Genomic DNA, 13283 nt, shown 5'->3' with positions numbered 1-13283 from the left:
CGGAGCCGCCATGGCCCACCTGGAGATCAGCTGCGAGCGCGGCCGGCTGGACCGCGACATGATTCTGCGCTTCCTGGCCCAGACTCACTGGGCGCAAAACCTGACTCGGACGCAGTTGGACAAGGCCATCGAGCACTCTTTGGTGTTCGGCGCCTACAGCGGGCAGCGGCAACTGGGCTTTGCTCGCATCGTCACTGACTACGTCAGCTTCGCTTATCTATCCGATGTGTTCGTACTGGCCGAGGCCCGCCGTCTAGGCGTCGGGCGCGCTTTGATGGAGGCAGCGCTGTCCCACCCCGATCTACAGCAACTGCGGCGATTCCTACTGGTGTCGCGCGACGCGCGCCCCTTCTACCGCCGGCTGGGCTTCACCGAGCTACGCGATGGAGAACGCTATATGGAGCTGCTGCGCGAGCCAGCGGCGCAGCCGACACGCGCCTGGTCCTGGTTCCGCGCAAATAAAAACGCCGCTTGATGAGAGCGGCGTTCTTGTATGCGTCAACGGTTCAAAGCGTGCCGGCCAGCTTTTTATTGCGCATCAGGCACAGCATGTCACAGGCCAAATGCGCGGCGGCGATAGCGGTCAATTCGCTGTTGTCGTAAGCGGGCGCGACTTCCACCACGTCCATGCCGACGATGTTCAGATCGCCTAGGTTGCGGACGATCTTCAAGGCCTGGGCGCTGCTGAGGCCGCCTGGCACCGGGGTTCCGGTGCCAGGCGCGAACGCCGGGTCCAGACAGTCGATGTCGAAGGTCAAGTAGACCGGGCTGTCGCCGATGACTTCCTTGATGCGCGCGATGGTGGCATCCACTCCGTTATCGTGTACCCAGGGCGCGTCCAGCACGTTCATGCCCATGAAGTCGTCGTTCCAGGTACGAATGCCCACTTGCACCGATTTCTCAGGATCGACCAAACCCTCTTTCACCGCCTTGTAGAACATGGTGCCGTGATTCAGGCTGTCCGGCTCGTCGTCCGGCCAGGTATCGCAGTGAGCGTCGAAGTGCAGCAGCGCCAGCGGTTTGCCGTATTTCTCGGCGTGCGCGATCAGCAACGGGTAGGTGATGAAGTGGTCGCCGCCAAAAGTCAGCATCTTGGCGCCGGAGGCCAGGATGGTGCGCGCGTGTTCGATGATGGAGGGCTTGATGGTCAACGGGTTGTGCGCGTCGAACCAGCAATCGCCGTAGTCGATCACGGCCAGGTCGTCGAAGGGATTGAAGCCCCAGGGGAAGGGGCTCAACTCGGCCAGCTGCACGCTGGCGGCGCGGATAGCTTGCGGGCCCAGCCGCGCGCCGGAGCGGAACGTGGTGGACAAGTCCAGCGGAATGCCGGACACCACCACATCGGCGCCGGTCAGGTCGCGGCTGTAGTTGCGGCGCATGAAGGACAGCACGCCGGCATAGGTGTTTTCAATGGAAGAGCCGTATAGGCCCTGACGGCGGATCGCGCCGTCGCCGAAAATGGTTTCGCTCATGAATACTCTCCGCGAGAGAGTACGCCGGGCTCAGGCGTCCCGACGATTACCGTCCATCTTGCACAGCCGACGGCTTGAGGCTGCCGCCCCCCTTGGGGCGGAACCCCGGAGTTTGCCGCGATGCGCGCGCCCGCACAAGAGCCAATCGAATCAATGGCTTTCCAGCTGGATGCGCCATAACCGGAAGCGCAGCCGAACGTCGTACCAGACCGGACGCAAGCCCAGCAAAAACAAGAGCAGCGCCAGCGGCAGGGTGAAGCTGTATCCCATATGCTTGAAGCCCAGCGCGCCCACCACGCCGCCACCGAAAAACGACAGCAGGATTAGCAAATAAGTGCGCAGTTTGACGCGGTTGGCGCGCACGTCCTTGACCTTGGGCATGCTTTTACGGCCGTAGTAACTGAGCTTGGCCAGTTCGATGCCGATGTCGGTGGCGATGCCGGTCATGTGGGTACTGCGCAACAGACCGCCGGATAGCTTGGTAACGATGGTGTTGTGCATGCCCATGATGAAGCAGAGCAGCATCACGGTTAACGGAGTGAAAAAGCCCTTGTGCAAAGAGAGCGCGGCCCCCAGCAAGCCAAACAACAGCAGCAGGCCGGCCTCCTCCATCATGGAGACGCCGTAGCCGCCGCGCAGCCGCTGCCGGCGCGCCCAAAGAATCAGCCAGGAGCTGTGCATGGCGCCGGCGATGAAGCACAGCAGCATCACCAGCAGGGACAAGCCCAATGTCACCTCGCCCAGCGCAAACTCGTCGGCCATGCCGGACACGATCCCGGACATGTGCGAGGTGTAGCGGTGCACGGCGAGGAAGCCGCCGGCGTTGAGCGCGCCGGCGATGAAGGCCATGGACCATCCCAAATGCCGCAAGGTGTGGTCGTTGAAACGGCCCCGGTCCAACAGCCGGGTGATGTTGGTTCGTCTGGACATATCCTGCTGACAGAATGAACAACGGCGGCCAATGGCCGCCGCTATCTGAGAAATGAAGACACTGCGCCTGCGCCCTGCCGCGGGCGATGCTTGATAGTGCATCGCCGCGTCGGCGCTGGCAAGCAGTCAGATCAAGACTAGCCGCCTCATCCGCAGGATTTCAGGCCGATTCCCGGGGTCAGCCGCTTTTGCAGCGCCTTTAGCTTGTCGGCCTGCTGCGCGTCCAGCGTCTTGAAGCTCAGCGTGGTCTTGCTCGCCTTCTGCCCCTTTTGCTGCACCAGCGCCTTGTCGTAGCCCGCCGCCTTCAGTCGCGCGGCCAAACCCTTGGCCGCCTCTTCCTTGCCAAACAGGCCCAGCGACAGGTGGCCTTTGAAATCGACGCTCTTGACGATGTAGTTGTCAAAACCCTTGCCCTTCAGCTCCGATGACAGAGTCGAGGTCTCCGCCTGAGTCGCCAGCGGGGGGTAGTAAACCCAGAAGCGGCCGCCGCCGCCGGTTTCTTCCTTGCTGGCCTCGCTCATCTGACCGGCCTTGAGCTTGAGTTGCGGCACGCCGCCCTTGACTCTGGCCAGCAGCTTCTCGTCCAGCGGCCCCCATTGCAAACAAACCGCGGCGGTTTCCGCCGGCTTGGCCGCTTCGGACTTGGCGTCCGCTTTGCCTGGTTCGGACTTGGCAGCTTCGGCTTTGGCCGTCGGCGTTTTCGGCGCGGACGCTTCCAGAGCTTTCTTGGGCGCTGCGGGCTGGTCCGCCTTGGGCGCGGAGGATTCGCGCAAAGGCTCCGCCGCAGAAGCGGACGCGGCCGGCGCGGAGGCGGTGTTCGGCTTCCAGTTGGCCGGCAGCAGTTTGACCAACTCCGGGCTCACTTCCTGCGCCCGCACGTCCGCCGGCGGACGCTGCTTGAACGAGCCATACATCGCCACCAACAAATTCAGCACCACGACCAAAACTAGAAACCACTTCATTTTTCGTCGGCCACTCTTAATAAGCCCAATAACACCAGATTATCCACGATCTCGACCGGCCCGGCGAGCCAAGGCGCCAACCTCGCGGCGTCGCCGCCTGTCAGCAACACCCGCACCGGAGCGCGTCCGGTATGGGCTTGCAATTGCCGGCGCTGCGCTTCCACCGCACCGGTCAGCGCGTATACCGCGCCGCTGGCCAAGGCGTCTTCGGTTCCTTGCGGGAATGGCGTCACCACGCCGACGGCGCGGTTCAAATTGGCGGTATTGCGCGCCAGGCTGCTCAACATCAGATTCAACCCGGGCACAATCAACCCGCCCAGATATTCGCCCTCCGCCGTCAAAGCCTCCACAGTCAAGGCAGTGCCAGCGCAGGCGACGATCACATCTCCCTGATGCAGTTGCCTCGCGGCCAGCACCGCCAGCCAGCGATCGGCGCCCTGCTCGGCAGGGTTGCGGTAAGCATTGCGCACATCGCCGAAACCAGCCTCCGCGCGCACCCAGCGCAAGGGGCAGGGCGTCGCCGCCGCCAAGGCTTGCGCCACCTCGTCCCGCGCCACCGACGCGCCCCAGGCGGTCATAATCGGCCATTGCCGCCAGACTTCGGCCAGGCTGGCGATCTCGCCATGCTCCACCGCGCCCTGCACCAACCAGCCACGGCCATCATGCACCGCCCATTTGACCCGGCTATTACCGGCGTCGATCAACAACTTCATGCCAGTTTCCTCAAACTGACCTCGCCGGCGTGATAGGTTTTCATCCCGTCAGCGGTGTCCACCAGCAGCGCGCCGCTTTCGGCCACCCCGCGCGCCACGCCCTGTACCGGCTCGCCATGGGAAAAACTCAGACAAACCGGCGCGTCCTGATGCGCGGACAAACTCATCCACTCTTGACGCAAGGGCATGAAGCCCTGGCGGTCGAAATCGCTCAGCACGCGGTGCAATTCGTTCAGCAGCCCCGCCAGCAGCGCGCTGCGCGGCAGCTTGACGCCAGCCTCGGCCAAACAGGCCACCGGCTGGTCCACTTCGCCCGGATCGCTCACATTCATGCCGACGCCGATCACCACCGCGGTCGGCCCCAGCGCATCGCCGGACAGCTCGATCAGGATGCCGGCCAGCTTGCGTTCGTTCAGCAACACATCGTTCGGCCACTTCAAGGCCACCGGCGCGCCCAAGCGCCGCAACGTCCGCGCCAAAGCCACCCCCACCGCCAAGGACAGGCCTGCCAACTGGGACAGGCCGCGGTCGAAACGCCACAGCAGGGAGAAGGTCAGGCCCGAGCCCAGCCGAGCCTGCCAACGTCGCCCCAGCCGGCCCCGGCCGGCGGTTTGCAACTCCGTCGCCAACACCAAGCCGTGCAAGCCGCCGCTGGCGGCGCGTGCCAACAGTTGGGAATTGGTGGAGTCCGTACGCTCCGCCACCGCCAGCGTGAAGGTGTCCGCGGCCGCTTCGTCCAGGCCATCGCGGATAGCCGCCACGTCCAACCACTCAAACGGTGCCACCAAGCGATAGCCTTGGCCCCGCACGCTGAAAACGGTAACACCCAAGTCCTGCTGGATGACGCGCACGGCCTGCCAGACCAGGGTGCGGGAACACCCCAATTCGCCGGCGATGTCCTCGCCTGAATGGAAGCGGCCGTCAGCGAGATGGCGCAACACCGCGAAAGCGTGCTCGCTCACTGCTTGGCCTCGTTGGCCCGAATCTTATGCAGAGTAGCAGTAGTGGAAGTATCAAACAGGAAAGGTATGGAATGCACCGAGCCGCCTCGCGCCAGCGTCTCGGCGCTGCCGACGATTTTATCCGGTGTCCAGTCGCCGCCTTTGACCAACACGTCGGGGCGAACCAGCTCGATCAATTGCGCCGGGGTGTCTTCGTCGAAACAGATCACCAGGCTCACGCTTTCCAGCGCGGCCAATACCGCCGCTCGGTCTTCCTGATGATTGATGGGCCGGTCGTCGCCCTTGCCCAGGCGGCGCACCGAAGCATCGGTGTTCAGACCCAGCACCAGGCTGGCGCCCAAGGCGCGCGCCTGCGCCAGATAGGTCACATGCCCGCGGTGCAGGATATCGAAGCAGCCGTTGGTAAAAACAATGGGGCGCGGCAAGGCCGCCAGCTTGTCCGCCAGCTGTTCCTGGGTGCAGACTTTATTTTCGAACAAAGGCGTCGGGTAGGACATCGGCTTCCTTCAAACTCGGCAATCGTTCATGGGCGGACACGTCCCCCACGGACATCAAGTTGCGAAGGATACCACAGCCCCCCACCGCTGCCGCTAGCCACGCAGCGCACTCCGACGCGAGGCTGTCTCGTTTCGCCCTCAGAACCCGCTCAATACCTGCTCCGCTTCGGCGGGATAGTTAGGCAAGGGTGTTGAACCCGCTTCGACATGCTGGTACGCCATGCGTACACTCCATTTTCTCCGTCGTTTTCCCCCTGCTCCCCGCTCTGGCTCGCGAGACTTTACACAGCATATCAACGCCAGCAGTTACTGACCGTGCCGCTGGCTGCCCCTTTGCTGCCCAAGCTGTTCAGGCTTAACGTGCCGCAGCTCTCCCCCACCTGTCCCCCGGCCGGCGCCGCCTGCAGCGAATACCCCTGGCCATTGGCCAGCGTGGCGGAGGCGCTCAGGTCGCCCATGGTGATGGTGTAGCGGCTGTCCTGGCTGCTGATGCTGGAGGATGCATAGCCCAGCGCAGTCAGCGTGGACGCATAACCGTTATTGAGCGTGAAGTATTTTTCCTGCGCCTGGGCAATGGCTTGCAACTCGGTCTGCGCTTCGGCCCGATAGGTGCGCTGCACATAGTTGGTGTACGCCGGCAAGGCGATGCTGGCCAAAATCCCGACGATGGCCACCACGATGATCAGCTCTATCAAGGTAAAGCCGCGCTGCGTGCGCCGTGTCCGCTTATTGCGATGTTTCATTCCCCGCCCTCAGTTATTGGTCAGTTCGCGCCAGGTGACCCGCTTCCAGCTGCGCCCCAGGTTCCAGCCCGTGATCGAGGTGCTGCCCGTGGTGCTGCTGGACAGTGAAAAGACCTTGCCGCTCAGGACAAAATCGGTGGTGCCTAGCGAACCGCCCATCTGCTTGCCGATGATGGGCTTGTAGCTGCCGGAGGAGTCCGTCGTCTGCGCCACGGTGTCCGCCAGCTTGGGCTTGATCCCGGCGCCGCCGTTGTCGTACTGCACCCGCAGAATATAGGCGGCGTCCTTGGGCGTGCAAATGTCGCTGCTATCCGAAGAGGGGATGTAGGTCTGGTATTCCAGCGTCTTCGAATAATAATTCAACATCCCCACCACCCGCTCGCCGCTGATGTTCAAATCCTCGTACCAGCCCAGCTTGCCGGAGGTGGTGCCGATCGAGCTGTATTGCGTCGAGCAGCTCAGGTTCGCCGTCGCGCTGGCCAGCGTGTAGTCTTTCCAACTGATCGAAGTATTGGTGGCCTGCCGGTATGTGGTGCCGCTGATCACATTGGTGGACAGCGTCTGTTGCAACAACAGGCGGCGATCGCAGACCGGCGCGCCCCAGTCCCAAATGCCGTACACGCTGTGGCTGTTGGATTCCGGGCTGCAGCTGCTGGTCTTGTCGCAGCTTTCAATGTACTTGCCGGTGCCGAACATCACCATTCGGTTGGTGTTGCTCGCCGTTGTAGCCCCGTTACTAACCGGCATGGTAGCCGTCACTGGCGCCAACACGATGGGCTGCGCCACGCCGCTGCCATCTTTCGCGCTAAACAACGGCACGCCGTTCAGCGCCACTTTCCAACTGGACGGAGTGTTGGAACTGAGGTCGAATTTCCACAAATTACCCTTCAGGTCCCCCGCGTAGATCACGTCTATCGTACCGTTGCCATCCAGGTCCACCGGCTCGATGCTGGACAGGCCGTTGGGCGCCACCGCGGTGCCGGACAAAGTGGAGAGCTTGTAGTAGTTGCTGTTCAGGATCCAGCTAACGCTGGGGTTCAGCGACAGAATCAGCAGAGCGGCGTCGCCGTTGGTGCTGTTGTAACCATTGTGGCTGACTACATACCACTTGCCGTCATTGAGTTTGATGATCTGAGGCGCGCCGAACACATAGCCCATATCCAGATCGTTGGTGGCGTTGAATTCCCATTTGGCGATGGAAGCGGCGCTGCTTTCACTGAAGCTGTCCGGACTGGTGATATCGAGCAGATACAGGCCCTTGCCCCCCGCGCCCAGGCCGCCGGCCAGGTAGCTGCCCCAGGTGGTGCCGATCTGGGCGTCGACGGCGGCCGGGGTCGAGTCGACATAAAAATTATGGGTATAGGAGTTGCTGGCCAATTGGTTCAGGTTGCCGAATACCGGCGAGGGAATGTAGGCCAACAGTTCCATGCCGGTCGTGGCCTGGAAGCCATGCAACATGCCGTCGTTCGCGCCCACGTACACCATGGAGGAACGACTACCCTTGCTCCCCACGAAGGACTGGTAGCTAGGGGTATTGTAGTTGGGATCGCTGGAGCCGCTCGCCGGCGCAGGGAGGTAAGCCGGCGAGGAATTGACGATATCCCCCAGCTTGGTGGCGGGCCGCGGCCGGAACTGGGTGCTGCCGTAGCCCTCGTTTGCCGGGCTGCCCCGCAGATAGTTCAGCCGGCTTTGCGTCACTGAGCTAAGCTCGGTCAGCGAAGCCCGCAAAGCCTGCTGCTGCACGGTATTCAGGCTGGACCACTGGAAGGCCTGCCCCCCGCCGATGCCACCGCTGGAAGTAATAATCTGGCGACCGGTATCGCTGTTTACCTTCAGTTTGGCGTTCCACAATGGACTGCTCAAGGACAGGCTGGTGCCGCTGACCAAAATCTTGCGCGCGCTCAAATCCCCGGACCAGTCCGCGCTGTTGACGGAGGCTTCGTAGTAATAGGTGTCGCCGCTAATCGTGGACTTGCTGCCCACGCCGGCCGAGCCCGAGCCGTTCTGGTTGCTGATGTTTTGGAAGGCCTGATCCAACTGGGCGTTCAACTTGGACGGGTTGCTGACCAGAGAGTAATTGTCGGGGTTGCCGTCGCCGTCGGCATCCCATTGCCAGACATTGTTGGGGTCGAAAGAATTGGGATTGCTGGGATTGGTCTTGTTGTCCGTGAAGCCGCCGTACTTCGCCATATACCATAGCGGGCTCTCAAACAACGTGGTCGAGCCCTTGGTGGGGTCCAATGTGAAGGTGGCGGTGAAGGTCAACGGCAACACGCGGCAAGAGCCGCTGCTGAGACCATAGTTCAACGGGTTATAGCCGGTCTGGCCGCTGCTGGTGCCAATGCACTGGGTCGCGGTGTTCTGGGTGGTATCGTTCTCGCGCACCACCAGATAAGCACCGGCCTTGTTCTCGGTGGAGGCCCCGGCCAAGGGCTGCACACCGGAAATGATGAAGCCGAGGTGGTTCCAATAGCCGCTGGCGGCATAGGTGGAGTTGACCGTCACCTGCACCTGATTGCTGCCCACCTTGGTGATCTGATAGGTGGCGATCGAGTCCAGGTCGTAGTCGCTGCCGAACTCGCTGTCGTCAAAGTTCGCCTGAAAAGAATAAGAACTACCGTCACTGGCCGCGCTGGTCAAGAAGAAGTTGGTGATAGTCATGGTGTTGCTTGCACCGTTCACCACCTTGCCGAAAGGCACCAGCGTCACCGAACCGCCGGCCAAGGGCACGGTGATCTTGGGCAAGGGCGAGGACAGCCCCACCGCGAAAGTGCGCACCGGCGCCAAAGTGGCGCCGCTGGGCGGGCTGGTCGGTGTCACCAGGATATTGGTGCGTGCATAATAGGCGGCCATCGCCGCGTAAAAACTACCCTGACGCGTCGGCTCCTCCGGCGACAAACCGCGAACGTCGAAATTGGAGGCGGACTTGCTGGTAGGCAAGCCGTCGGCGGTGCCGCCGGACACCTCGCCTATCATCACGTTTTTGCTGCCGCTGCCAAACTGATAGCCCCATAGCGTGCTGCCCAGCTGGCTAACGTTCATCCCGCTCAAATCATTGCTGTAGGAGAAACCCCAGGGCGAACCTGGCATCTGGCTGTCGTAGGAGGTCAAGGCCTCGCTGATCACTGTGACAAAGGGCTTGGTGCACCAGGCCCTGCCGTTATAGGGATTGGTCCAACTAGTGATCTTGGGCAAACCCAGAGTACTGGTGTCGATTGAGGTGGAACCGGTGATGAATTTGGGCCCACTCTTACCCGCCAGATAACGCAGGCCCTCGTAATACATGGTAGCCACCGGGTTGCCCCAGTTGCCGCTGCCGCTGGTGGAGGTATCGTAGCTGGAGCCGGACTTGTTGATCCTGAGGCGGTCGATGATGTCGGCAATCCCCCCGGCCTTGAAAGTGCCGTCGCTGTTCAACTCATTGCCGAACTTGCCGATGGCGTCGCGCAGCACCCCGCCCAGTTGCGGCGAATCGTAAGAGCCGGTCAGCAAGCCAAACTCCATATTACTGCTGATGCCGTATTTGTGCAGCAGGCCGGTGGGCAGGTAATTGCTACCGTACTGGTTGCAATTGCTCTCCAGCAGACCCGCCACGCAAACCCGCACTTGCAGGGTCAAGGCGGTGAAGTTCTGCGAAAGCTTACCGTTGCTCTCGGTGCTGACCCAGTCCGTCATCACGTTCTTGGTCGGATCCATAGCCGCGATCCGCAGCACCGGCGTACCGGGATAGGTGCCGCTATCCATATTCACCATGACAATGTTGCGGCCCGCCGACAGCATGCTGGCTATGGTGCTGGTGGTGGTGCCGGCGCCGTTTTCATATTTGGACACGCCCAGCGTAGTGTCGATATAGGACGCCAAGGACACTGTGGGGCTGGTCGAGATGACGCTACCGAAAGACTTGCCCCACACATGGGCGTCCAGCGGGATATTGGAGCGGATCAGGGTGGCCGGCGAAGCGCTGGCCCGCTTGCCGCCATACAGCGATTTGCGCAGCACATCGATGCGCGACATGGTGACGTAGTTGAGGAAGTCCCCGCTCCAGTGCGAGCCGTCGCAGGTCTTGTCACTCGTGGTGGAGTAGGGGACGAAGGCGCCGCTGGACGAACTGTAGGTGTAACACTTGAAGGAGTCGAAATAGCCGTAATAGTCGATGGACTTGGGCTTGTAACCGATGTCCGGCATCCCGACACCGTCCAGATCGGTATAGTCATTGTAAGCCGCGACAAACAGATTATGGCTCTTGCCCATCACCAGCAGGTTGATCGGATTCACTTGCAAAGTGTTTTGCAATAGGGGCTGGGTCGGAATGGTCAGCGCCCAGGCCAGGCTTCCCTGGATCAAGGCCAAGATCAGACTCAAGCAACCTCGCAATATGATGCGCGCCATCTTCCTTCTCCTTACTGCTCCACCCAGACAACCGATTCCAATTGCGTCTGGGTTGTGTTCAACAGGGTCTTGCGGCCGCCATAACCCGTCGCCCGCAACAGGTAATAATCGCGGCCCCCGCTGGTGCTGACATAGCTGATGGTAAAGGTAGCGGACGCGGCCGAATTGGACACCGCAACGGTGCCACTCGCCGTGGTGCCGCTCGCCGGCAAATTGTCCGCCGTGGCGATATAAGTCTCAGCCTGGCGCATCGCCACTTCCGCGGCCATGAAGGCGATGGCCCGCTCGCGGTTGTTGCCGCCCAATTTTTCTTCCATCAGAGCTGAACGCACGGCGCCGAAACCAAGCATCGCCAGCACCGTCAGGAAAATCAGGGCCACCAATAATGAAAACCCCTGCTGTTGTGCCTTGACCGTCATGACAGATTGTTCCGCAAGAAGATGGACGTCCGGAAAGTGCGCGCCAGTTTGCCATTATTGGACACCCCAGCCGCCGGATAAGCGCTGCCATTGCAATCGGTCACCGAATAGCCACTGGGCGCGGTGTACTGGGTGTCCGACTCCACCAGGATGCAGACCTGAACCACATGAACATTCATCCAATTGGCAACACTAGCAGCAGAGCGATATATATCAGGAACATTGTCTGCCGGAGTACTAAGATCCTCCCCATACATCAGCACCAACTGCTTCACCCCGCTGAGCACCGTGCTGGTGCTGCCCGCCGAGGTGCAAGTCATCACATCGCTGGCGGTACGGGCAATCGCAAAATTGGTAATCACCGCGCTGGCCACTGGGCTGCCCTGGCAATCGACGATCTGATTATCGCCATTGCCGTAAAAACGGTAGTTCAAAGTGCCGCTCGCCTCCAGCAACACAGTTCCCGCGCTGGCAAACGTGGGGTTGCTGATGGGGAAATTGGAGGCCAGGCCATTGGCTAGCCTGGTGGTATCCACATAACCGGCCTGACGCAATTGCTCCGATACCCAGCGGAGGGCGAAACGCCCCTTCTCCTGCACCTCGGCTTGCGCCGCCTGGCTGCGAAACACGGTCTTGTTGGAATAGAACACCTGGCCGACCACCAGCACCACCATCAAGCCCAGCGTCAACGCCACCATCAGCTCGATCAAGGTCATGCCGCGTTCATGGCGGCTGCGCATCGCCAAGGTTTTCATCGGAATCGGTACTCGAAGGTCTGGGTTTGCATGGGCGTGGTGCCGCTCGCCGCTTTTTCCTGCCAACTGACGCTGACTGAAACCTGGCAGGCCGTGCCTGTGCCGGAAGCGCCGGCCAGGCTATAACTGCAAGCGCTTAAGGTGCTGGCCGTCGTGCCGTCCGTTTTTTTCAACAGAACTTGCACAGAGCCAGAGCCGAACATGCTGGTAGTCGCTGAGGCGAAATAGGCGGTATCAGACGCCGCGATGTTCTGAATGGAAGCGATGTTGCTCGTACACTCCGACGTCGCCACCCCGGAGGCGTAGCATCCCAGCGCGCTATTCAAATCCATCTGATTGCTGGCGGAGTTCAAGGCATAAATCTGATCGCCGGTCGCCGCTCTCACCCGCTCAGCCGCCTCCACCGCCAACTCCGAGGCCAGGCTGCGCATATAAGCATCATGCGAATCGCGGATAGACTTCAGCTGCATGCCGGCCATGGCCAATAAGCCCAGCGCCACGACCAGCACTGAGATCAGCACCTCCAGCAAGGAAAACCCGGCCTCCGCTTTCTTCCCTGTTCGCATATTCAATTCCCGCTGATCAAGCCGTACGGCGCTACCTGCACCGTACTGCTGGCCGTAGTGGTCTGGCTTTGAAACTGAATCTGCAACGTGGTGGTCAGGCGCGTGCCGCTAGCCGTCGCTCCCCTTGCCTCGCCGCTAGGCGCAAAACGAAAACCGGCCACCGTGCTAGAAGCAATCGCTGCGCCTCCAGGATTATGCACTGACAGAATTTCACTGCTCGAAGGCGCGCCGCTACCATCGAGATCGGCGAAAACCAACCACCCCACCGACCAATTGCTGGCTGAATTGGAACAACTGCTGCCATCGGTGGATGCGCACACACCCACTGGCACGCCACGGCGAATCGCTTCGGCACGGGCATTGGTCATGTCCGCCACCAAAGCGCGCGACAGCGCCTGGTAACGATTCGTGTCGATGAATTGGTTGAACGCCGGCACCGCCAATGCCAGGCCAACCCCCACCACCGCAATGGCCACCAATAGCTCAACCATGGTGAAGCCCCCCAACGTCGCTCGCCGGCCCATTCCATTCCCGTTGCTTAAGCTGTTTTTCAGGATTGTATAGAGAAGAGTATGCAGGCAAGCTTGGCTGGACAAGCGGCAACTAAAGCAAGACAGAAGGGTAAAACAGAGAGGCAAACGGGATTGAGCCGCCGGACGGCGGCGCAATGCATAAAGCCCAGCTCGTCTGAGCTGGGCTTCGCAATCGGGCGTCTGGCGGTGTCCTACTTTCACATGGCGAATGCCACACTATCATCGGCGCTAAGGCGTTTCACGGTCCTGTTCGGGATGGGAAGGCGTGGGACCACCTCGCTATGGCCACCAGACATAAACTGGTACAAACTGGAAGAAGCCTAGGTTGATACTCTATCAACC

General features: G+C 61.2%; 13 protein-coding genes and 1 rRNA gene. 1 reads left to right on the top strand and 13 read right to left on the bottom strand.

What is annotated here, in order from left to right; translation table 11 throughout:
- Positions 1-10: 10 nt before the first annotated feature.
- Positions 11-475 carry a GNAT family N-acetyltransferase gene (locus GYH29_RS00720; RefSeq protein WP_019100841.1) on the top strand — a complete coding sequence of 155 codons (465 nt, stop codon included), beginning with the start codon at positions 11-13 and terminating at the stop codon, positions 473-475.
- 31 nt (positions 476-506) lie between these two features.
- Here GYH29_RS00720 and speB read toward each other — a convergent pair whose 3' ends face one another.
- The 13 genes from speB to rrf form a co-directional block, all read right to left on the bottom strand.
- Positions 507-1472 (bottom strand): agmatinase, encoded by a 966-nt coding sequence (gene speB, locus GYH29_RS00715; RefSeq protein WP_019100842.1) that lies wholly within the window; start codon positions 1470-1472, stop codon positions 507-509.
- 150 nt (positions 1473-1622) lie between these two features.
- Complete coding sequence (locus GYH29_RS00710; protein ID WP_019100843.1) at positions 1623-2402, bottom strand: YoaK family protein; 780 nt, start codon at positions 2400-2402, stop codon at positions 1623-1625.
- 146 nt (positions 2403-2548) lie between these two features.
- A complete protein-coding gene (locus GYH29_RS00705; protein ID WP_019100844.1) occupies positions 2549-3364 on the bottom strand; it encodes an SPOR domain-containing protein in 816 nt (271 codons plus the stop codon).
- Complete coding sequence (locus GYH29_RS00700; RefSeq protein WP_019100845.1) at positions 3361-4077, bottom strand: type III pantothenate kinase; 717 nt, start codon at positions 4075-4077, stop codon at positions 3361-3363. The genes GYH29_RS00705 and GYH29_RS00700 overlap by 4 nt, the downstream gene beginning before the upstream one ends.
- Positions 4074-5039 (bottom strand): biotin--[acetyl-CoA-carboxylase] ligase, encoded by a 966-nt coding sequence (locus GYH29_RS00695; RefSeq protein ID WP_232060471.1) that lies wholly within the window; start codon positions 5037-5039, stop codon positions 4074-4076. The genes GYH29_RS00700 and GYH29_RS00695 overlap by 4 nt, the downstream gene beginning before the upstream one ends.
- Entirely contained in the window at positions 5036-5536 is a 501-nt protein-coding gene (gene rfaE2 / locus GYH29_RS00690; RefSeq protein ID WP_043592428.1) for a D-glycero-beta-D-manno-heptose 1-phosphate adenylyltransferase, read from the bottom strand. The genes GYH29_RS00695 and rfaE2 overlap by 4 nt, the downstream gene beginning before the upstream one ends.
- A 293-nt stretch (positions 5537-5829) precedes the next feature.
- Entirely contained in the window at positions 5830-6279 is a 450-nt protein-coding gene (locus tag GYH29_RS00685; RefSeq protein ID WP_019100700.1) for a type IV pilin protein, read from the bottom strand.
- A gap of 9 nt (positions 6280-6288) precedes the next feature.
- Positions 6289-10668, bottom strand: coding sequence for a pilus assembly protein (locus GYH29_RS00680; RefSeq protein WP_081576207.1), 4380 nt, complete (start codon positions 10666-10668; stop codon positions 6289-6291).
- An 11-nt stretch (positions 10669-10679) separates the two neighbouring features.
- Positions 10680-11087: a pilus assembly PilX family protein gene (locus tag GYH29_RS00675; RefSeq protein WP_161523049.1), complete on the bottom strand. Its 408-nt coding sequence runs from the start codon at positions 11085-11087 to the stop codon at positions 10680-10682.
- The gene (locus GYH29_RS00670) at positions 11084-11842 is read right to left on the bottom strand and encodes a PilW family protein (protein ID WP_043592430.1); all 759 of its coding nucleotides are present in this window, start codon (positions 11840-11842) and stop codon (positions 11084-11086) included. Before GYH29_RS00670 ends, GYH29_RS00675 begins: the two co-directional genes overlap by 4 nt.
- Positions 11839-12408 carry a type IV pilus modification protein PilV gene (gene pilV / locus GYH29_RS00665; protein ID WP_052052115.1) on the bottom strand — a complete coding sequence of 190 codons (570 nt, stop codon included), beginning with the start codon at positions 12406-12408 and terminating at the stop codon, positions 11839-11841. The genes GYH29_RS00670 and pilV overlap by 4 nt, the downstream gene beginning before the upstream one ends.
- A 2-nt stretch (positions 12409-12410) precedes the next feature.
- Entirely contained in the window at positions 12411-12932 is a 522-nt protein-coding gene (locus GYH29_RS00660) for a GspH/FimT family pseudopilin (protein WP_269473809.1), read from the bottom strand.
- Positions 12933-13119: 187 nt separating this feature from the next.
- Positions 13120-13234: ribosomal RNA gene (rrf, locus tag GYH29_RS00655) — 5S ribosomal RNA — on the bottom strand.
- Between the last annotated feature and the right edge of the window lie 49 nt (positions 13235-13283).

The organism is Chromobacterium haemolyticum, assembly GCF_009936155.1.
Lineage (GTDB): Bacteria > Pseudomonadota > Gammaproteobacteria > Burkholderiales > Chromobacteriaceae > Chromobacterium > Chromobacterium haemolyticum.
Note: the sequence above shows the minus strand (reverse complement) of the source record. Positions and strands in the feature narration are given on the sequence as shown.